This window comes from Colwellia echini (assembly GCF_002843355.2).
GTDB classification, from domain to species: Bacteria; Pseudomonadota; Gammaproteobacteria; order Enterobacterales; family Alteromonadaceae; genus Colwellia; species Colwellia echini.
The window spans coordinates 11303-34836 of record NZ_PJAI02000002.1; the positions used below are offsets into that span (position 1 = coordinate 11303).

Annotated in this window: 3 protein-coding genes; all 3 read right to left on the bottom strand. The window is 39.4% G+C overall.

Going from position 1 to position 23534, the window contains the following annotated elements:
* Nucleotides 1–2: 2 nt before the first annotated feature.
* From CWS31_RS02690 to CWS31_RS02700, 3 genes are read right to left on the bottom strand one after another with little or no spacing between them, the layout of a single operon-like run.
* Entirely contained in the window at nt 3–1301 is a 1299-nt protein-coding gene (locus CWS31_RS02690; RefSeq protein ID WP_101343783.1) for an HlyD family type I secretion periplasmic adaptor subunit, read from the bottom strand.
* Nucleotides 1298–3496, bottom strand: a complete 2199-nt coding sequence (locus tag CWS31_RS02695) for a type I secretion system permease/ATPase (RefSeq protein ID WP_101343784.1) — start codon at nt 3494–3496, stop codon at nt 1298–1300. Before CWS31_RS02695 ends, CWS31_RS02690 begins: the two co-directional genes overlap by 4 nt.
* Nucleotides 3493–23529, bottom strand: a complete 20037-nt coding sequence (locus CWS31_RS02700; RefSeq protein WP_101343785.1) for a T1SS-143 repeat domain-containing protein — start codon at nt 23527–23529, stop codon at nt 3493–3495. Before CWS31_RS02700 ends, CWS31_RS02695 begins: the two co-directional genes overlap by 4 nt.
* Nucleotides 23530–23534: the final 5 nt, after the last annotated feature.

A 23534-nucleotide genomic window follows, 5' to 3' on the forward strand; every position in this document is an offset into this window, starting at 1 on the left:
TGTTATCTCTCTTTCATGGCGTTAGCTTTTGCTCGTAGCAGCGGCTTTAACCAGTAGTTTAGGACTGTCTTTTGTCCTGTTAGAATATCAACACTTGCTTGCATGCCTGGGATAATAGCACGTTCACCCAAGGTATTACTGTGTGTTTTTATATGAACTTCATAATAAGTTGTGCCGTCTTCAAGTTGTTGAGCATCGGCCCCTATATAAATAACTTCGCCATTTAAGCCGCCGTAAATGACAAAATCATAAGCGGTGAATTTAACCATGGCTTGTAAACCTACATGCAAAAACCCGATGTCTTGTGGGGCAATTTGCGTTTCAATTAACAACTGATCATCTAAAGGAACAATTTCCATAATGGCTTGCCCAGGTTCAATGACTTCACCTACTGAACGGGTGATAATGTTTTTTACCGTGCCTTGCAAAGGAGAATAAATTTGGGTTTTATTGACTCTATCTACCAGTGCTTTGCTGCTTTCTCGCATTTTAGCTTGTATATTAACGACTTCATCCATTTCACTTCTTGCAGTAGCAAGGAATTCGTAACCGATGGCTTTACGCTCTTCAATGGTTTGCTGTTTTGCTGATTGTTGCTGAAGGCTAAGTACTTTGGCACGTTCAAGATCACCTTCTATCATGGCATGATCACGTTGTAGTTTAAAAAGCTCCATTTCGGATACTGCGCCCATAGCAACCACTTCTTCAGTTAAAGTAACTTCCTTTGTAAGCAATTTCAAACGTTTACTCAAGCTTTTTATGTTTTCTTGTTGTTCATTTATCGCTTGTTGGTGCTGAGCAATTGCTTGTTTATTTTGGGCTAATTGTGTTGTTAGTTGGTGAACTCTTGATTGGTAGGAATAGGTAATTTGCTGTTGGGCTAGGGCACTTAAATTACCAAGCGCTATTTCTTGTACGTTAACGATAACGTCATCTTCAGTAAACAAAACCGTTTTTAACTCAGCAGCTAAGCGTATTTGTTTCAAATGCAGTGAAGATTGCTCTTGATCAGATTCACTTAACGCCGCAGAAAAACGTATGTCTTCAAGCAGGATCAATTTTTGTCCTTTGCTAACAAGCTCACCATTTTTAACTAAAAGCTCTTTTAAAATTCCACCGTCTAAATTTTCAATACTTTGCACAGCTTGTGCAGGTACAACGTGACCTATACCAACAACTGATTCTTGTAGTTTAGCAAAACTTGCCCACACAAGCGTGCTAATTAAGGTGATAAAAACAAGTACCACCAATTTTTTAGCTTTGTTAGCGGCATTTTCTTGCTTTACTTGTAAGGATGTCATTCGTTAGCATCCTCGTTTTTAGTTTTAGTTTTAGCTTCTATTTTTGAGGGGATATTTTTATGAGTAATAACTGTATTTTTTCTCGGCATTATATTAACTGAATGGACTTTTCTTTTCGGTTGTGAAAATAACTCTTCGGGCGTTTTTATGGCAATAATCTTGCCTTTTTCCATCACCAAAACTCTATCGCACAAAGATAATACCGCAGGTTTGTGGCTAGCAATAATCATGGTTGTTTGTTCAATGCTTTTTAACGTGGTAATAATCTGTTGCTCGGTAGTGTTATCCATCGCGCTAGTCGGCTCATCTAAATACATAACTGTAGATTTTTTTAATAAAGCTCTAGCTATTAATACCGATTGCCTTTGACCACCAGATAAACAGCGACCAAATTCACCAACTTGGCTTTCTAATCCGGCTTCTAAACGATCGGTAAAATGCGCAATACCACTTTGTTTTATCACTTGTGCAAGGAGGGTAGGATTTAATTGTTCACAGCCTTGTACAATATTTTCAAGTACTGAGCCGTAGAATAAACTGGGGTTTTGCGCAACCCAAGCACTATGCGAGCGAATACTAGCAATTGGCCATTGTTTTACATCAATATCATCAAAGAATATTTGCCCTTGAGTTGGTTGGTATTGGCCACTGATTAACGCTAATAGTGAAGATTTTCCTGAGCCAGCATTACCATATAAACCTATTTTTTCGCCAGATTTTATCGTGAGATTAATATCATTAAGTACTGCTAGTTTTTGCTCTGGATAGTGAAAACTCACTTGATTGACGCGAATATTACCAGTAATAGAAAGTTCATCACCTAATACATTATCATTTAACTCTTGTGGCAGTGCCATGATAGTTTTAACAGACTCCATTGCATCACTGGTTTGCTTATATTTTAATATTAATGAAGATATTTGACTAATAGCGCTGCTTGCACGGCCGCTGATCATCACCATAGCGATTAACGCGCCCATAGAAATATTTCCGGCTTGGATTTGATACACACCTGCAATAATTAATCCTATGGTGGTGACTTGCTGCATGCTCATAACTGTGTGCGTTAAAGAACTGGCAATTGTGCGAGATTCATTTTGCCAGTCGGAGAGTTGACCAACGGTTTGTTCCCAAATGCGCTGACTTTTTCCTTCGGCGTTACATTGTTTTATTTCGACTAACTGATTAATGTATTCAATTAGGTAGGCTTGTTTTTGGGTAGATAATTTAGATGACTCTTCAACGCAGCTATTTAATTTGTTTTTTAAGATTAGACCCGTTAGTAAAATAATTGTCATTGTAGCAATAGGAATTAACACCATTAAGCCACCTAACCAAGTGATTAAGATTAAGAACAATAAAGTAAAAGGTAAGTCGATAGCTGAAACAAGTGTTGCTGAGGTGAGAAACTCTCTGACACTGTCAAATTCTTGCACTTGCTTAGCGTAAGCGCCACTTGATTGCGGTCTATTTTCTAATTTCATGCCTATAACCTTTGAGAATAGGTTACTTGATACTAGAACATCTATTTTTCTTCCCGCAACATCGGCTAATTGAGTTCTAGCTTGCTTTAGAAAAAAATCAAATATTATTGCTAACATTGCACCTATAGATAACGCCCATAGAGTATCGATGGCAGCGTTTGGCACAACTCGGTCATATACATTCATAGTGAAAAGCGGAATGACTAAGGCAAGTAAATTAACCGCAAACGAACCGAGCAATAGGGCGCCATAATAAGGTTTTACCTCATTAAGTATTGGCTTTAACCAATGTTCATCTTTTGCGTTAATAAAGTTACCACGACTTTGCATTAACTTTTTATTAGCAATAAGCCAGCAAGCTTGAATGTCACGCGCAGTTAATTCAGCGGCGCTTAAGGTTAAAGGCAAGTTGTCTTGTGTTAAACCTATAACCGTAAAGCTAACTGATTTATTATTTGTTTGCCTATCTGTAACGAATAATAATGCTCCGTCTTTATCGGCGATTAAAGCAGGTAATATTAATTGTTTAAGGTTGTTTTTTTGCAAACTTGCACTGACATTAATGTTTAATAACCCTTGCTCAATGTGCATAGCAGTCAATTTACCTTCAGGTAAACTGACCAACAATTGCTCTTTAGTCATGGGCAGCGACAAGTGTGTTGCTATAGCTCGACCTAGTTGAATGAAGCTTGGCTGCTCAACTATGATCATGCATCCATACCTTGTGTCTGGTTAGTCATATCATCAATCAGGTTAGCGGAAAAGTTATCGCTGTAAGTACTTTCCTCGAAATTATTGGTCATCATTTGTGATGACGATGATGAAAAATTCATGCTCATAGGTTCAGCCATAGCGCTGTTTACACTAACATTAATTGATTCCACTGCACCATTTGAGGTGTTTCCGTCAAGCTCAGCATAAGGGCTTAATGTTAGATCAAAGTTGTCACCATCACTTGCTCCGACTATTGCTAAACTAGCAACATTGTCAAAATCAACTAGCCAGTCACTACCTTGTTGGCTACCAGCATTTAATGTTAAACCGTCAGGTAAACCCGATACAGTTAAATATCCTTCTTCATTAGAAGCAGGGTTTTGTAATGATAATGCTAAATTTAGCGGAATGTTATTCGGATCAGAAGTTGTAATATCATCAACCGTTTCCCACACGGGTGCATCAACTTCAGGATTTAAGGTCAAGGTAAAGTCAAATATTTCAGGGTCGCCATAGTCTGTTACAGAACTGCCATTAACGGTTGCAGTATCAACTGCAGATACTTCAACTGACATATCAAAGTTACCCCAAGCTAAATTACCTAAGTACATATCAAAGGAGGTTATGTTATTACTATCAACTTCTAACGTTGCATAAAATCCGCCAGAGCCATCACTGACAAAATCTGCGGTTTGATCATCAATACCAATCTTGGCACGTTCTTCAATATTAATTAATGCAGAAGCATCAGATGTTGACAATAAGTTGACTTTAATCTGTATTTTTTCACTGTCTAAAGTATCGGTAGTTTCAGCCCCTAAGTTGACTGTTATAACATCATCTTCATTACCACTGTATTGGCTATTTGGTTCTATATAAACATCAAGTTCATCTGCAATAGGGTTAATACCTACAATAAAGTCAGAGGTTGTTGTTACATAAACACCAGGCTCTTCATCTTTGGTAATCGCTTGTAATGTTAACGGAATATCACCACTAAAATCTTTAGGTGGAATTAGCACTAAGGTTGCTAATTGTGCCTGAGGAACAGTCCAACTATAAGTCGGTTGACCATTAAAGCTGCCGCCGTCTTCACCATTATTCGCTAAGTGAACAGGATCTTCACCTCCTTCTCTATCTGCATCGGTACCTAATATTGCGCCAGCAGGTACACCATTAATGGTAATGTAAATAGTTTCAGAGCCATCCTGGTCGATTAACTCGGCAGATAGAGCAGATAAATCAATAGAGTTATCTTCGTTGCCTTCACTATATTGTGTTGTTAATGTCGCTTCGTCAGTAACGGCTTCTATTGTGATAGCAACTGTTTGTTCGAATTCACTTGAATCAGTTTGATTACCATTAAGCATGGTCGCAGTATCAATCACCGTACCTGAGAATTTAACTTTAAATATCTCTGAACCTGATAAGTGTTCAGTAGGCCTAACGGTTAAACTTGATAGAGTGTTGGATAGCTCTTCTTGAGTGGTGCCAGTAAATTGATAAGTATCAGTGGTGCCATCTACTAAAACAAACAAACCAGTACTGTCAATTAATTCACCTTCATCGAGTAATTGAATGGTTAAATTATTAGTAGAGTCATCAGCATCTATTAATAATACTTCTTGACCACCACTACTAGGTAATAAATCACTATCACTAAAGTTAATGGTTAAATCTAACGATTCAGGTACGTCTTCCTGCATAGTCGTATTATCAGAGAAGGTAAAACCGTCAACAACTGGTGCAATATCAAACTCTAATACTTGTGAGTTATCAATAATGGTGTCACCACTTAAACTATCTGTTGCGATAATTTCAATGGGTACATATAAAACACCGGCAAAGTTACTACCAGCAGAGCTCATGGTTAAATCAGCCAGGGATGCTTCAGTAAAGACATATTCTTTTACCGTAACACCATCCGTAAAGTGGATAATCTGGACATCAGCACCAGAAACACTAACACCTGCAGGTAAGTCAGAAGCTGATATTCTGAACGTAATATTATCATTATCATCACCAGCAATATTACTATTTAGGTGCTCTGATAGTGTAATTAATTCATCTTCAATACCATCTATAGGACTATTTTGTAATAGATTTATTGGACTTGCATTAGAGTCAATGGCAACATCAAACTGTACTTGGAAGGTTGATAGAATTGCTGCAGCATCACTGCCGTCTTCTACACGACCATAGACGCTGATCTCTACAGGTCCATCAGTTACCTCTTTACTAATAATTTCTACACCAGCAAGTATATCAACATTATTTTCCTGTATGACATCAGAGGTTAGGTCAGTATCTATCGGTATACGCCAGTAACCATTACCATCAGGAATTGCCCCATTAGGGTGAGTAACTAACCAATTATCACCTGAAGGTAATAAAATAACGACATAATCAAGAGTCTCGGAGCCGTCAATATCAGCGTCAGTAAAGCCTACCTTGCCTGTTAAATCTATGGCGCTACCATCGGTACTTGTTAGCAGTAAATTGTCTTCTATTTCAAAGCGGGTAGTTAGCTCAACTTTAGGAGTAACATTAATATCTATTGTTGAAGAAATTGTTTCAACAATGCTATCACCAGAAGATGGTGTATCTTCAATGGTGTAATCGATATTTATACTATAAGTGCCAGTTGCATCTTGCGGAGGAAGTAAACCTAATCGACCACTCGTTAATATATCGGATAAACTAATACCTAATTCATCGGCAAGGGTGGTAAGACTTAAGTTACCAGTAAATTCGTAGGCAGAGCCATCTAATGTTAACGTTGTTCCATCAGCTATGCCAGTGATAACCGCTTCAGTAATGACTTCGCTACCATCTTGGTCTTGTGAAAGACTTTGTTTAAAATCTATAGCAATTGCATTATCTTCAATACCAGTAGAGCTTGTTGATAAAGTACTCGCATCTTCATCAATCACAGGCACAATATCAAGGTTTAAGGTAATTTTGTATTCGCCACTAGCGCCATCTGCTTCAGTTGTTATGGCGATAAGGGCTAAAGATATTTGGCCACTAAAGTCTTTTGGTGGTTTAATTGAAAGCTCAGCTAACGCTTCGGTTGTTACGCTGTAAATAGGTAGATCGTTTTCAACCCCCACAACAGGTAAATCAACTTCATTGCCATCAGAGTCAAGTAATGTAGCGCCATCAGGAAGACCTGTTAACGTTAAACTAATCGTTTCAGATAAGTCATCATCAGATGTAACAATATCAAAATTTAGCGGAATGACACTGTCTTCGGTAAGTACATTACTATCACTGTTTGTAACCGTTAATGTATCCTGATCAAAGTCCCAGTTATCGGTATCTGCTAGTTCAGGTGGGTCGATAACACCCGTTAATGTCACTGTAAGTGTTTTAGAATCGCTTTTACTTGGTTCGCCATAAACGCTTATACCATCTGCCTGACTATCTATAGCAATAGCTTGTACACTGACATTAAAAATGCCACTTACAGAGCTGATGTCTTCAAGTGGTATTAACTGAATGTTATTGGCTTCAATATCTTGAGCAGAGGCAGACCAAATATTATTTGTCTCATCAATTAAGTTAACAGAGGCGCCATTAATTGCATTTAAAGACCAGCCATCAGGTAAGGTTAATTCAAAGCTTAAGGTTTCTGAGCCATCCGTATCAGTGAGCTCGCCGGTGATTATTTCACTGACGTCGATCGCGACATCTTCTTGGCTGTTAATATCTTTAACCGTTAATAATGGCGTATCAGCCTCTGGTTGAATATTGATAGTGATCGTTTTAGTTTCTTGCTCCGCTGTATCTGAATTGTCTTCTTCAGTAGCAATAGCGGTAATATCAAAAGTCATAATACCTGCACTATTTAAAGCACTGGTTGCTGATAGAGTGTTTAGTTGATCTTGCGTTAGAATGTCACCATTACTTACTGTAGTCGCGGTACCATCGTTATATGTTAACGTTAGCTTTGCATTTATATTCTCAATTCTGAAAGTAAGGTTTTCAGAGCCGTCGGTATCAATTAAGTCTGCTTTAAGAGTAAGAGCAATCTCGCCGCCATCTTCAATGACTAGCTCTTCTCCATTTGTTTCATAAACATAAACAGAGTTATCGTCGTCCCACTCAGGTAAATCAGCAACAGAATTAATAGTTACTGAAGCACTACTTTCAATGGTACGTTCACCATTGACGTTATCCGTAATGGTAACGCTGACTTCAATGGTAACTTGTTGGTCAGATATAGCATCAGAAGTGTTTTCTGCTGGTGTGAACGCTAATATACCGTTAGGAATAATGACATCAAAGCCTTCATAAGTTGACGCCGTTATTAGGCCGTCCGATAGAATATAGTAGCTACCATCGTCAGGAATAGGATTGCCATTTAAGGTCAATGTTCCGCCATTAAGAGAATCGATACTAATTTTAATCTCTTCAATAGTATCTTCAGTACCGTCATCATCACCAGGGAAGGCGTAAATAGTGATTGGCACTGTTGTATCTTCATTGGTGCTTGCATCATTGATAAGCACGACACCACTACCATCTTGCACTGTTAAGTTTAATGTGCCATTAGCAGTATCACCATCAGCATCAGTTACAACAAAATCAACTTGGTCAATTAAGTTATTGGTCGCGTAATCAAATAGGTTAGTGGTGATAACGGTGCTGCCGTCGGCCTTTATGGTAATGGTACCGTAATTATTATTATCACCACCCGATTCACCATCATTTAAGGTAATAGTAACGCCTGTTGTTGGATCTACCGTGTAGTTCTGACCTCGATAAGTTACTTGGGTAACGGTTGCGCCGTCTGCACCACCGTCCTTTGTAGCTAATAAATCAACAGTCACTTCTCGACCTTCAATAAAAGTAAGATCGGTTGTTGTCGATACCGGAACATCATCTTTTACCGTAATGGTTACTGATTGAGCTTCTGACGTGTCGCCATCAGCATCAGTTGCTTGGATATCAAATGATAATGTTAATGTATTCTCGCCATCACCTGTTGTATGGTCAATGGCTTGTGATTGTTTATAATTAAAAGTGTTATTGGTGTTAAAGCGTATTCTAAATACTTCGCTGTTATCATCTGCAGAGCGTGCTACATACCAGCCACTGTCGGTAGCGGTCTCTGAAAGGTTTACTGCGACACCACCTTGTGTAGTAACCCCTGTTAATGTATAGCCCTCAGCTAAGCCGACACTGACAACTTCATCGCTACCTGAATCAACAATATACGAGCCAACAGTGCTAACGCTATCATCTGTTACAAGTAGACCTTCATCGATAACTTCCGCGGTATCTTCACTGATTAGTTCAGGATTTAAACCATCGTCTATGGTCACTTTCATATTACTGACAACTTCAGTACCATCTTGGTCAACAACCGCAATTGGGATTAACACGGTTAAAGAGTCGGCCTGCGCTCCTGTATGATCAACTGGACCAAGTAATGAGAAGTCAACCGGAGTGCTTTCTGGATGTTGGAAGTCGGTTGGTATTTCAACAGTAAATACCGGAGTTCCATCAGCTAATACACCTTGAAGAACACCGTCACCAATATTAAGCCAGTTAATAGCGGCTCCATTTTGAGTTAAAGCAACACCATTTTCATCTAATACAGGGGCATCATCGACAACATCATAAATTAAGCCCGATAAAGCATCAGTACCTGCAGTGGTGGTAATATTGCCTGAATCGGTATTTGTTGCGCTACTGTTATCAGTATCAACAGGGATTTCGGAAACATTTAATTCAGGAGTCGTTATTTGTTCAGAATCATCATCAATTAAGGTAATCGGCAAAGACTCTGTTGTTGTATCACCATCGTAATCAGTAATGGTTATACTTAATGGTATTTGATCAGAAGTATCTTCATCTAATGTTTTGTATAAGGTAAAGGTATAGCTACCATCTGTGGTATTATTTTCTGCAGCAAAGTTATCGCTTAACTCAGCTTTAAATACAGGGGAGTTAATATCATCGGTATAACCAATTAATGTTTTACCGTCATCACTCAGGCTATATAACACCGGAACATCAGCAACAGTTAAAACAGGTTGTTGCTCAATATTATTGAAAATAACACTAATAATATTATCAGAACCAATCGCGGTAGAAATGTTACCGGTTGCCGTTTTTTCACCACTTTTCAATTCAGCTTCGTCGATTGATATGGCTTCTATTTCGTCAAACTCTGGGTTAGCACCATCGTTGATTGAATAAGAAATATCCCCTGTTGAAATCACCGTACCATCTAAATCTTCGGCAGTTACCGTTAGTGGTAGTGTTAATGTTTCGTTATTAATATGATCAATTGGAGCTAATTGATCAAATGATAACATTGCGAGTAAATCATCGTTATTTTGCTCAGCAGTTAACGTTAGTGTAAATACCGTTGTTTCTCCCGCTAGAGCCGTTATTACATTACCATCTTCAGATGCTTCATAACTTAACGCTTGTCCATTACTCGTTAAATTAACGCTAAGTAGTTTACTGATGGTGTTACTGGTAAATGCTATGCTGTCAGGCAATAACGTATCTGAACCCGCAATAATATCAAAGTTATAGGTGTTGGTACCTCTAGCATCAATATCTGTTTCAACATAGCTCCAGCTTACATCTGACATTACACCTGCTTTACCATCTTCAATGGTAAAAGTTGCTACAGCAGAACCGGTTGAACCATCGAAGTCAATAACGTCATAAGTTAATTCAAAAGATTGTTCGACAGTGTTATCTAAATTATCAATAGCATTAAATGACCAAGCACCTAGTGAATCAACAGTGATTTGACCGTATTCAAAATCAATTGTCACATTACTGCCGGTAGTAATAGCATAATCATTACCCAGTAAGTTGACAGAAGTGACTGTTAATGGACCTTCTGCGGTAAAGTCATTGCCGGTTAAACTACCTATAGCGCTTTCATTTTCGATGACAGAATATTCATCGTCATTGGTTACTGGTGGTGAATCTAATATTTCAATATGAGTTGGTAAAATAACAACTTCAGTTGTTCCGTCTTCATCAGTTTGCACCGCTTGTAGATCAACAGAAGTATTTAATACACTGGTTAAGGTATCAGGGTTGTCAACGGCTTCAAAAATGGTTATCTGTAATTCTGCCGCAAATAGGATTTTAATTTCCATCACTACTGAAGAGTCACTTTCACGAATAACCGTGAGCGATTGTCCATCATCAGCAACAGTGATGTTGACTGTGGAACCAACAGACGTTAATTGCGATAATGCCTCTTGGGAATTACTTAATGTAATTTCAGAATCTGTGGTTAGAGCAGGGTTGTTCAGCGAAATAACATGAGATTTTGTTTGTGAACCCGTTTCAGCGACGATCGACTCAATAAAGACATTTGTTTGTACTATATCGATAATAGGCATATCATCGGTCGCGGTATTACCTGCTAAATCAGTTACAGTTGCAGTGACTTGCCAAGTTTTTTGTGAACTTAAGCCTGATATATCAATACCACTGACTAACCATTGACCAGCACTGGTTACTGAACCTGTAAAGTCTAAACTTGTTGTGCCATCGGTTATAGTAACGGTAACTGCTTGACCTACTTCAGCGTCGGTAGTACCAGAAAACTCAGTAATTTCATTATTACGTAACGCACTAATATCAATACCATTTTCACCAGTGTCTATATCGATTACTACTTGCGTGTCTATGGTTGCTGTATCATTGTTGGAAACTATGTTACCTGCTATATCCTTAACTGTTGCAACAGCGGTTAATAAGCCATCTTCAAAGTTTGATAAGTTAGGTGATATTGACCAAGTTAAATCATTATTTACTGTGGTTGTGAAGGTTTGTGAATTATTTTGACTGTCAGTCAATACAACTGAAACTGTTTGACCTGCTTCAACATTACTTACAGAGCCGGTAATAAGAGTAGGGCTTACTTCATCAAGTATTAGAAGCTCATCGTCACCAGAATCAATGTTAACCTCAATACTGGCAACAGTGTCTTTTTCAGTAGTCGTATTAGTACTTGTAGGGTTTCCTGCCACATCATTGACTGTTGCTGAGTAAGTTAATGTACCATCGTTCAGTGTTGATAAGTCGACATCTATTGTCCATAGACCATTATTTACTGAGGTTGTTTCAATAATCTCTTCTTCACCATCGGTGATAGTAATAGTTACGGTTTGATTATCTTCAATATTTGTTACCGTACCTGATATGGCAACGTTAGTTACTTCATTTGCGTTAATGATGTTATCAACAGTATCGGCAGACGTATCAACTGCTATGGTTATATCTGCTTGTGTATCTTTTATATGAGTAACTTCTGCGTATGCATCGTTACCTACTGAATCGCTAACATTAACACTATAGGTTAACTCGCCATCAGTAAGACTACTAAGATTTGTGTCAATAATCTCCCAAGTAGAGGCATTGACAGTTGTAGTAAAAGAGAGTTGCTTATCGTCACTATCGGTAATAGTTAAAGTAACTTCGCGACCATCTTCAACGTTAGTCACTGTACCTGAGATATCTACTGCGCTTTGCTCTGCGGCATTAATGATATTGTCAGTAGTATCAGCATTGGTATCTACAACAATGCTGATCTCTGCTGTGGTATCTTTTGTACTTGTAGTTTCAGCGGTCGCTAAGTTACCGGCGATATCGTTAACATTTGCGGTATATGTTAGTGTGCCATCTGCTATTGTTGTAATATCTGCAACTTCCACACTCCAGGTATTGTTGCTCACAATTGCTGTAAAGCTTGCTGTTGTTACACCATTGCTTACGATAACACTTACTTGTTGACCATTTTCAATATTGGTTGTTGTCCCAAAGATATGAACCGCTGGCGTTTCATTCGTGTTAATGGTCTCGTCATCAACATCTGCTGAGGTATCAACTTCAATGGTGATTGTTGCTTGTGTGTCTTTCTCGGTTGTTGTTGTTACTGTCGCTGGATTACCTGCATCATCATTAGCCGTTGCTGTATAGGTTAGCTCGCCATCACTTAACGAAGAGAGATCAGCATCGATGATAGTCCATATTCCATTAGCTACACTTGTTGTTAAACTAATATCTTTACTAGTATCACCATCACTAACTACCACAGTGATATTTTGACCATCTTCAATACCAACAACTGTTCCTGAGATAGTTACTTGTGCTGCTTCTATGGTATTAATGATATTGTCTACGGTATCTTGTGAAGTATCTACAGCAATAGTCATTATTGCTTGAGTATCTTTAACAATGATAGTTTCTGTACTTGCATTATTGCCAACAAGATCAGTGGCTGTTGCAGTAAAGGTTAGGTTGCCATCATCTAAGGCTGCTAAGTACTTATCTTCAACAATCCATTGACTATTATTGATGATAGCAAGATAGGTAAGATCTTTACTGGTATTGCCGTCACTTACCACTAGAGTTATTGTTTGGCCATCTTCGATACCAGAGACGGTACCTGAAATAGTCACTTGCTCAACTTCCAAAGCGTTGAGAATATCATCATCAACATTTTGTGATGTATCAACGTTAATGGTTATCTCAGCCAAAGTATCTTTATTGGTTGAGGTTACTGCGGTTGCGGGGTTACCTGCAATATCATTAACCGTCGCTGTATACGTTAAATTACCATCAGCAAGGTTTGATAAATCCGCGTCTTCAATACTCCAAGTATTGTTATCAACGACTGTGGTAAAGGTTTCTGAGCTAGTACCATCATTGACAATGACGGTAATTTGTTGGCCATTTTCAACGTTTGTGGTTGTGCCAAAAATATGAACGGCAGGGGCTTCTGCGGCGTTAATTACAGAATCAGCTTTATCTGCTGTGGTATCGACACTGATGGTGATGGCTGCTAGGGTATCTTTACCTGAGTTAGTGTCAGCCGTCGCTATATTACCCGCAGCATCGTTAACTGTTGCGGTATAGGTTAAATCAGCATCTGGTAACTCTGTTAAATCAGCCGCATCTATGCTCCAACTATTATTGTTAACCGTTGTAGTGAAAGCTTGAGAAACGATACCGTCAGTTACCACAACATTGAGTGTTTGACCGTCTTCAATATTTGTGGTGGTGCCATAAATATGTACCGCAGTGACTTCTGCGGCATTTATTACCTGATCAGCGGTATCTGCAGCAGTGTCGACGTTAATGGTAACATTTGCTTGTGTATCTTTTTCGGTAGTTACTGCTGCACTCGTTGGGTTACCTGCAACATCGTTAACTGTCGCGGTATATGTTAATTCACCGTCGGTGTGTGAGCTTAAATCGGCATTTGTAATTGACCATTCACCATTATTAACCGTTGCTGTGAAACTAAGATCTGCCGTATTAGCATCATTATCACTAACAATAACAGTAACTTGTTGATTATCTTCGATATTAGTAACAGTACCAAATATGGTGACAGTTGGAGCCTCTACTGAGTTGATGACATCATCAGCAGTATCAGCAGAGCTATCTACTTCAATAGTGATTGCTGCTTGGCTATCTTTTTCTATAAGGATTTGAGCAGTAGCAGGATTGCCGGCAATATCTGTGGTCGATACAGTATAAGTTAGTTGACCATCTGCAAGGTTTGATAAATCAGCATCAGTCACTGTCCATTGACCCGAAACTATTGTTGTTGTAAATGATTTCTCAATTGTGCCGTCAGTAACAAGTAGTATAACCTCCTGACCATCTTCTATATTACTGACATTACCCGATATAGTAACGGCTATAGCTTCAGCAGCATTGATGACTGCATCATCAGTATCAGCTGTTGTGTCAACACTAATATCAATAGTCGCTTGAGTGTCTTTGTCTTTAATGACTTGTGCGCTTGATGTATTGCCACCTAAGTCGGTAACTTGGGCACTAAAAGTTAATGGCCCATCGTTTAGGCTTGATAAGTCAGCATCATTAATATTCCATTCGCTAAGACTGTCAGCAGCAACTGTGGTATTAAAAGTTAACTCGGTTGTACCATCTGATACAGTCACAATAATTGGTTGTCCAGCCTCAACATTACGCACTAAACCAGAAATATCTACTTGGCTTGCTTCAGCGGCGTTGATCACTTGATCAAAAGTATCTTCAAAAGTATCAACAAAAATGGTTATACCGTTGCTAGTATCTAGTAGGGCATAGTCATTAGCGATAACAGGGTTGCCAGCTTGGTCTGAGACACTCGCTTGCACCGTAACGCTGCCATCTTGGAAGTCAGAAACATAATCACCGTTACCGTCAATAGTGCCGACATTAGCGCTAGCTTGCCAGGTTAAATCGGCATTTACTGTAGTAGTAACACTGCGTTCTAAACCGGCTTCGTCAATTAAAGTAATCGTGATTTCTTGGCCAGCTTCAATATTGGTTACTGTGCCTGAAACCTCAAGTGGTTGCATTTCTTCTGGGATCAAATAATTATCATCACCAGAGTCTATGACAACGGTAATGGTGGCTTGCGTATCTTTACCTGTTGAGGTTTGTGCAGATGTTAAGTTACCCGCAAGGTCGCTGACACTGGCTTCGTAAGTTAATGTGCCATCAGCTAAACCTGATAAGTCCGCATCAGTTATAGTCCAGCTACCGTTTATTACGGTTGTTTCAAATTTTGCTTGGTTAGTGCCATCGCTAACGATTAAGGTAACTTGTTGATCGTTTTCTACATTAGTGACAGTACCTGAGATGGTAACTTGTGTTGATTCAACGGCGTTGATCACATTATCAATAAAATCTGCAGAGGCATCAACCTCAATAGTAATGGCTGCTTGAGTATCTTTTTCTGTGGTCGTAGTAGCACTTGCAGGGTTACCTGCAACATCGATTACGCTTGCAGTGTAAGTTAATTCACCATCTGTTAAGCTAGTTAAGTTAGCGTTAGTAATTGACCAAATGCCGTTATTTACTGTAGCAGTATAAGTAACATCAGCAGAATTTGCATCAGTATCACTGATGATAATAGTTACTTCTTGGTTATCTTCAATATTGGTTACAGTACCAAAAATAGTAACATTTGCTGCTTCGGCTGCATTAATCACATCGTCTACTGTATCTAATGAACTATTTACTTGGATAGTTACTGCTGCTTGAGTATCTTTTTCTGTGATGGTTTCTGCGCTCGCTGTATTACCAACAAGATCGATAACGTTAACAGAATAAGTCAGTGGGCCATCAGCAAATGTTGATAAATCTGCATCATTAATAGACCAAGCACCAGCTATCACAGTGGTATTGAAGGTTTCTTCATTCGTGCCATCAGTAACGGTTAAGGTGATTGCTTGACCATCTTCTACGTTAGTAACATCACCAAATATACGTACTTGGCTGACTTCGGCTCCATTAAGTATGGCATCATTAACATCCTCTGTAGTATCGACATTAATCGTAATTTCAGCGGTTGCATCTTTAAGTGCTGTTGTTTGTGCATTTGCTGGGTTGCCTGCTAAATCTTGAACCGTGGCAGAGTAGGTGAGTTGACCATCAGCAAGTGATGATAAATCAGCATCAGTTACTTGCCATGCGCCGTTATTTACCACAGCCGTAAAGGTAAGATCTTTGTTCGTATCACCGTCACTAACAACCACAGAAACTGTTTGGCCATTTTCAATATTGATAACGGCACCAGAGATAGTTGTACTTGTCGCTTCTGTTGCGTTAAGGGTATCGTCAGCAATTTCAGCAGCAGTCTCGACATTAATAGTCAGGGCTGCTTGTGTGTCTTTTCCAGTTACCGTTGAAGCTGTAGTAGGGTTGCCGGCAATATCTTTAGCACTGGCGCTATATGTTAATTGACCATCGGTTAAGCCAGATAGGTCGGCATTATTAATAACCCATAAACCGTTAGTGACAGTGGTGGTAAAAGTAAGTTTAGGTGTATTTGCATCGTTATCATTAACAACGACAGTCACTGTTTGGTTATCTTCTATACCTGCAACAGTTCCAGAGATGGTAACTAATGGCGTTTCTACAGCATTGATGGTTTCATCAGCAAAGTCGGCAGAGCTATCGACGTCAATCGTAATAGCTGCTTGAGTATCTTTTGTTGTGGTTGTCTGTGTTGTTGCTGGATTACCTGCGACATCATTAACGCTTGCGGTGAAAGTTAATTCACCATCAACAAAGTTTGATAAATCAGCATTGCTAACCGTCCATTCACCAGAAACAACTGTCGTAGTAAACGTTTTTTCAAGGGTACCGTCAGTGATGATTAAGTTGACCGTTTGACCGTCTTCAATATTACTAACTGTGCCTGCAATCGTCACTTTATTGATTTCAGCAGCATTGAGTAAAGCATCTGCAATATTTGTAGAAGTATCTACTGTGATATCGATACTCGCTTGTGTATCTTTATCTTTAATGACTTCAGCGGTAGAGGTATTGCCACCAAGATCGGTTACTGAAGCTGTAAAAGTTAGCGGGCCATCGTTTAGGCTTGATAGGTCGGCATCTTCTATCTTCCACTCACTGACCACAGCGCCAGAAACTGTGGTGAAAAAGGTTAAATCCGAAGTGTTGTTATCGCCGTCAGATACGGTTATGGTAATAACTTGTCCTACTTCAACATTACGTACTAAACCTGAGATAGTAACTGTGTTAGCTTCCGCCGCGTTGATCACTTGATCGAAGGTATCTTCAAAGGTATTAACAAAAATAGTAATGCCATTAGAAGTATCTAATACGGTATAGTCATTCGCTATTGCGGTATTACCCGCTTGATCTGAGACACTTGCTTGAACGGTAACACTGCCATCTTGGAAATCTGAGACATAGTTACCATCGCCGTCGATATAACCGACATTGGCGCTAGCTTGCCAGGTTAAATCTTCATTTACTGTGGTTTCAACGCTGCGTGCTAAACCCGCTTCATCAATTAAAGTGACGGTAATAACTTGACCCGCTTCAACATTAGTCACTGTACCTGAGACTTCAAGAGGCTGCATTTCAGACGGGATCAAGTAATCATCGTCACCTGAATCGATAACAACAGTAATAGCGGCTTGAGTATCTTTACCGGTTGTAGTTGTTACCGTTGTTGGGTTGCCTGCAATATCAATGACACTGGCGGTGTAAGTTAATTCACCATCTGCTAATTCGGATAAATTAGTATCTGCTAAAGTCCACAAACCGTTGATTATACTTGCGGTAAAACTAAGCTCTTTGTTGTTTTTATCACTAACGATTACTGTGATTTCTTGATCATCTTCAACACCCGTGACAGTACCTGAAATAGTCACTTGTGCAACTTCGGCGGCGTTAAGCACGTTATCACTTTTGTCTTGTGAAGTGTCAACGGTAATGGTTATTTTTGCTTGGGTATCTTTACCTGTGGTAGTTTGTACCGTTGCAGGGTTGCCAGCAAGATCATTCACATTTGCTATATAAGTTAAATCACCATCAGGAAGTTGTGATAAATCAGCAGCTTCGATATTCCAAGTATTGTTATCGACAGTCGTGGTGAAGCTTGCGGTTGCTGAGCCATTACTGACTATAACAGTAATCGTTTGACCGTTTTCGATATTGCTTGTGGTACCAAAAATATTAACGAGAGGGCTCTCAGCGGTATTGATAGTTTCATCAGCAAGATCGGCAGCAGTATCTACTTCAATGGTAACGCTAGCTTGGGTATCTTTTGTGGTAGTCGTTTGTACCGTTGCAGGGTTGCCAGCTATATCATTGACTGTTGCGGTATAAGTTAATTCGCCATCAGCAAGACTTGATAAATCAGCGCCTGTGATCGTCCATTGTCCAGAAACAACTGTGCTATTAAAGCTTTTTTCAATGTTACCGTCAGTAACAACCAGCTTAACTGTTTGTCCGTCTTCGATATTACTCACAGTGCCAGTAATAGTGACTGTGCTAATTTCTGTCGCATTTAATACAGCGTCAGCTACATCAACAGAAGTATCAACACTAATATCGATACTAGCAAGAGTGTCTTTTTCTTTAATAACATCAGCGGTTGAAGTATTACCACCTAAGTCGGTTACTGAGGCTGCAAAAGTTAACGGTCCATCCATCAAGCTTGATAGATCGGCATCATCTATGCTCCACTCCCCAAGTACTTCATCCTCGACCGTGGTAGTGAAGGTTAAATCAGCAGTATTGCTATCGCCGTCGGAAACGGTAACGGTAATAGTTTGTCCAACTTCAACATTGCGAACTAAGCCTGAGATATCAACTTGCCCAGCTTCTGCAGCATTGATCACTTGATCGAAAGTATCTGCAAAGGTATTAACAAAAATCGTAATGCCGTTAGTGGTATCAAGAGAAGCATAATCGTTGGCAATAACGGTATTACCTGCTACATCCGACACACTGGCTTGCACGGTAACATTACCATCTTGAAAATCGGAGATATAATTACCATCAGCATCGATATAACCGACATTGGCGCTAGCTTGCCAGGTTAAATCGGCATTTACTGTCGTGGTAACACTTCTGGCAAGACCCGCTTCATCAATTAAAGTAATGGTAATAACTTGGCCGGCTTCTACATTGGTTACTGTGCCTGAGACTTCCAGAGGCTGCATTTCTGATGGAATTAAGTATTCATCATTACCAGAGTCGATAACCACAGTGATACTTGCTTGGGTATCTTTACCTGTAGTGGTTTCAACACTTGTTGGATTACCAGCAATATCGTTAACACTTGCTGTGTAAGTTAACTCACCATCAGCTAATGTTGATAAGTCTGTATCTGTAAGCGTCCAAATTCCGTTGGCAACCGTTGTGGTAAAGCTAAGCTCTTTATTATCTTTATCATTAACGATTACTATGATTTCTTGATTATCTTCAACACCAGTAACTGTGCCAGAAATAGTCACTTGTGTAACTTCAGCGGCGTTAAGTACGTTGTCACTGGTGTCTTGAGTAGTATCAACGGTAATGGTAATTTCAGCTTGTGTATCTTTAGTTGTCGTCGTTTGTGCTGTAGCGGGGTTGCCAGCAATATCGTTGACATTAGCAGTATAAGTTAGTTCGCCATCGGGTAATTGTGATAAGTCGGCGTCTTTAATGCTCCAGACATTGTTATTTACTGTTGTGGTAAAGCTTGTTGTTGCAGTGCCATTGCTCACTATTAAGGTAATTTCTTGACCGTTTTCAATATTAGTGGTGGTACCAAAAATATCGACAGTAGGGCTTTCAACGGCATTAAGAGTTTCATCGACAACATCTACTGAGGTGTCTACTTCAATACTAATACTAGCCTTGGTATCTTTTGAAATCGTTGTTTGCGCGCTGGTTGGGTTACCTGCGACATCATTAACACTTGCAGTGTAAGTTAAATCACCATCAGCAAAACCGGATAAATCAGCAAAAGTAACTGCCCATTGACCAGCAATAATAGTTGCTTCAAAGTTTTTCTCGATAACTCCATCAGTAACTAAGAGGCTAATCGTTTGACCATTTTCAATGTTGGTAACAGTACCTGAAATGGTTACTTGACTGACTTCGGCTGCATTTAACACAGCATCATTAGTATCTGCTGAGGTATCAACACTAATATCGATACTCGCTTGGGTATCTTTTATTTTAACAACGTCAGCGGTTGACGTGTTACCACTAACATCGGTTACAGATACACTAAAGGTAAGCGGGCCATCATTTAGGCTGGTAAGGTCGGCATCATCGATCTTCCATTCACTTAGCACAGGACCAGAAACTACTGTGGTGAAGGTTAAATCAGCTGTGTTGCTATCACCGTCAGAAACAGTTACCTCAATGGTTTGTCCGTCTTCAACATTACGCACTAAACCTGATATATTAACTTGTCCCGCTTCAGCGGCGTTGATTATTTGATCAAAAGTATCTTCAAAGGTATTTACAAAAATCGTAATGCCGTTGCTAGTATCTAATAAGGTATAGTCGTTTGCTATCGCGGTATTACCCGCTTGGTCAGCCACGCTAGCTTGTACGGTAACACTACCATCTTGGAAATCTGAAACATAATCACCGTTTGTATCGATATAACCAACATTAGCGCTAGCTTGCCAGGTTAAATCGGCATTTACTGTCGTGGTAACACTTCTCTCAAGACCCGCTTCATCAATCAAAGTGACGGTAATAACTTGACCCGCTTCTACATTAGTTACTGTACCTGAAACCTCAAGAGGTTGCATTTCCGTCGGGATCAAATAATCATCATCACCTGAGTCGATAACTACTGTGATACTGGCTTGGGTATCTTTACCTGTGGTGGTTATCGCAGAGGTTGGGTTACCGGCAATATCACTGACACTTGCTGTGTAAGTTAATTCACCATCGGCTAAAGTTGATAAGTCTGTATCAGTAAGCGTCCAAATTCCATTGGCAACCGTTGTGGTAAAGCTAAGCTCTTTATTATCTTTATCATTAACGATTACTGTGATTTCTTGATTATCTTCAACACCAGTAACTGTGCCTGAAATCGTTACTTGTGCAACTTCAGCGGCGTTAAGCACGTTATCACTTTTGTCTTGTGATGCGTCAACGGTAATGGTTATTTCTGCTTGGGTATCTTTACCTGTGCTGGTTTGTGCTGTTGCTGGGTTGCCGGAAACATCATTAACGCTAGCGGTATAAGTTAGCTCACCATCGGGTAATTGTGATATGTCGGCATTTTTTATGCTCCAAGCATTGTTATTAACTGTGGTAGTAAAGCTTTGTATTAATACTCCATTGTTAACAAGAACAGTGATCTCTTGCCCGTTTTCAATATTAGCTGTTGTACCTGAAATAGTTACTTGAGTACTTTCTACAGCATTGATGGTTTCATCAGCTACATCTACAGAGCTATCAACTGCGATAGTAATACTAGCTTTTGTATCTTTACCTGTTACAGTTTGAGCACTTGCTGGGTTGCCGGCAACATCATTAACAGTTGCGCTATAGCTAAGTTGTCCGTCAGCTAAGCTTGAAAGATCTGCTTCAGCAATAGTCCAGGTGCCATTTGTTACGTTCGCAGTAAAAGTTAGATTGGCTGTACTTGTATTACCATCACTGACAATAACAGTGACAACTTGGTTATCTTCAATGCCAGTTGCAACACCTGATATTTTTACTTGAGTGGCTTCTGCGTTATTGATGACTTCATCGTGGGTATCTTGCGAACTATCAACATCAATCGTTAATATTGCTTGAGTATCTTTGCCTGTGATCGTTTGGGCTATTGCTGGATTACCAGCAATATCGTTAACACTTGCCGTATAAGTTAATTCGCCATCAGGTAGTTGTGATAGATCACCACTATCTATGCTCCATTGATTATTAGTAACTGTTGCGACAAAGCTTTGTGTTAATAAACCATTCGTAATTTCAATACTGACTTCTTGGCCATCTTCAATATTTGTTGTTGTACCAAAAATATGTACGCTTGCATCTTCTGCGGCATTAATGACTTCATCATCGGTATCGGCACTGCTATCAACAGTGATGGTAATTTCTGCTTGAGTGTCTTTTACTGTGGTTGTTTGTGCATTTGCTGGGTTACCAGCAATATCGTTAACGGTTGCCGTGTAAGTTAATTCACCATCACTAAGTTCAGATAAATCGGTATCTGCAAGTGTCCATGCACCATTAATAATTGTTGTGGTGAAGGTCAGTTGCTTGTTATCAATATCACTGACTGTGACAGTAACCTCTTGGTTTTCTTCAATGCCACTGACAGTACCTGTAATTGTAACTTGTGTCACTTCTGTATTGTTAATAACGTTATCGTCTGTGTTTTGTGAGGTATCAACGGCGATAGTTATTTCTGCTTGGGTATCTTTGTCTGTAGTGGTTTGAGCACTTGCAGGATTACCCGCAAGATCCGTAACATCAACAAAATAGCTAAGCGAACCGTCATTAAGGCTTGATAAGTCTGCATTTTCTACTTGCCATGTGCTAGCGTTAACTATTGCGGTAAAAGATAAAGTATTAATGCCATCACTAACCTTGAGAGTTACTATTTGGCCATCTTCAATGTTAATTACTGTACCTGATATATCAACCTGACTTTGCTCTGCAGCGTTAATAATATTATCAGCAGTATCGCTGTTGGTATCTACTACAATGGTGATGCTGGCCTGAGTATCTTTAATTGTCGTAGTATCTGCTTCGGCTTTATTACAATTAAGGTCTTCTGCTGTTGCAGTGTATGTTAGTTCACCGTCGGATAATGAACTTAAATCGGCATCATTTATTTGCCAAGTACTTGCGTTTACAACAGTGCTAAAAGTAAGAGTATTTGAACCGTCGGTAACCGTAACGGTTACCGTTTGATTATCTTCCACATCGACGGTAGTACCTGAAATATCAACCGAATAAGTTTCATCGTTATTAATAACATCGTCGTTACCGGTATCAACTGATATGGTAATTTGCGCTAATGTATCTTTAATGAATTGTGTTGAATCTGTAGCGGGGTTTCCTGCGAAATCTGCAGTATTTGCAACGACTATTAATGGGCCATCAACTAAACCGGTAAGATCAGCGTTAAGTACTTGCCATGCACTATCAATAACTACAGTGATAAAGGTAAGACTATTTCCGTCAGTATCAGTAACGGTAACAACAACCGTATTACTATCTTCTACATCATCAACAGTGCCGATAATATCGTATATTTCACCATCAGCAGAGCAACTTTCAATAACTTCAACTGTGATCGCTGCGAAATCATCAGAGCTTTCAGGAGATTGATGTTGATTAGTTGACGTTACGTTTGCGTTTGTTGATGTTGTATCAAAACCAGACTTCGCTATTACTTCGTCACCGGTACGTTGTATTATTTGAAAAGAGTAACTATCGCCTTGTTGCTCTATGTCAATAGGCGCAATGTCAGATTGAGTACTGTCAGTTTCTTGAGTATCTTTCTGGCGTACTTGTTGTAAAACACTATTTGGGACTTCTAGCCAGTCATCATTAACGAAGACAAATACTTTACCATTTTCAATGCTGATATCATCGATAATGACAGTGTACTGTGTCACGCCATCAGGAACCATAAAGTCATCGATAACAGGTTGCCATGTCCCATTAGTTAACACTACCCATGACTGCTCGCCAAAAGTGATAATTAATAATATATTTTGAGTAGGTATGTCCATGTTTA

Bases quoted from the DNA above. Each gene is read 5' to 3' on its own strand.
- CWS31_RS02695 (WP_101343784.1), bottom strand. From the start codon at position 3,496: ATGATCATAGTTGAGCAGCCAAGCTTCATTCAACTAGGTCGAGCTATA.
- CWS31_RS02690 (WP_101343783.1), bottom strand. From the start codon at position 1,301: ATGACATCCTTACAAGTAAAGCAAGAAAATGCCGCTAACAAAGCTAAA.
- CWS31_RS02700 (WP_101343785.1), bottom strand. From the start codon at position 23,529: ATGGACATACCTACTCAAAATATATTATTAATTATCACTTTTGGCGAG.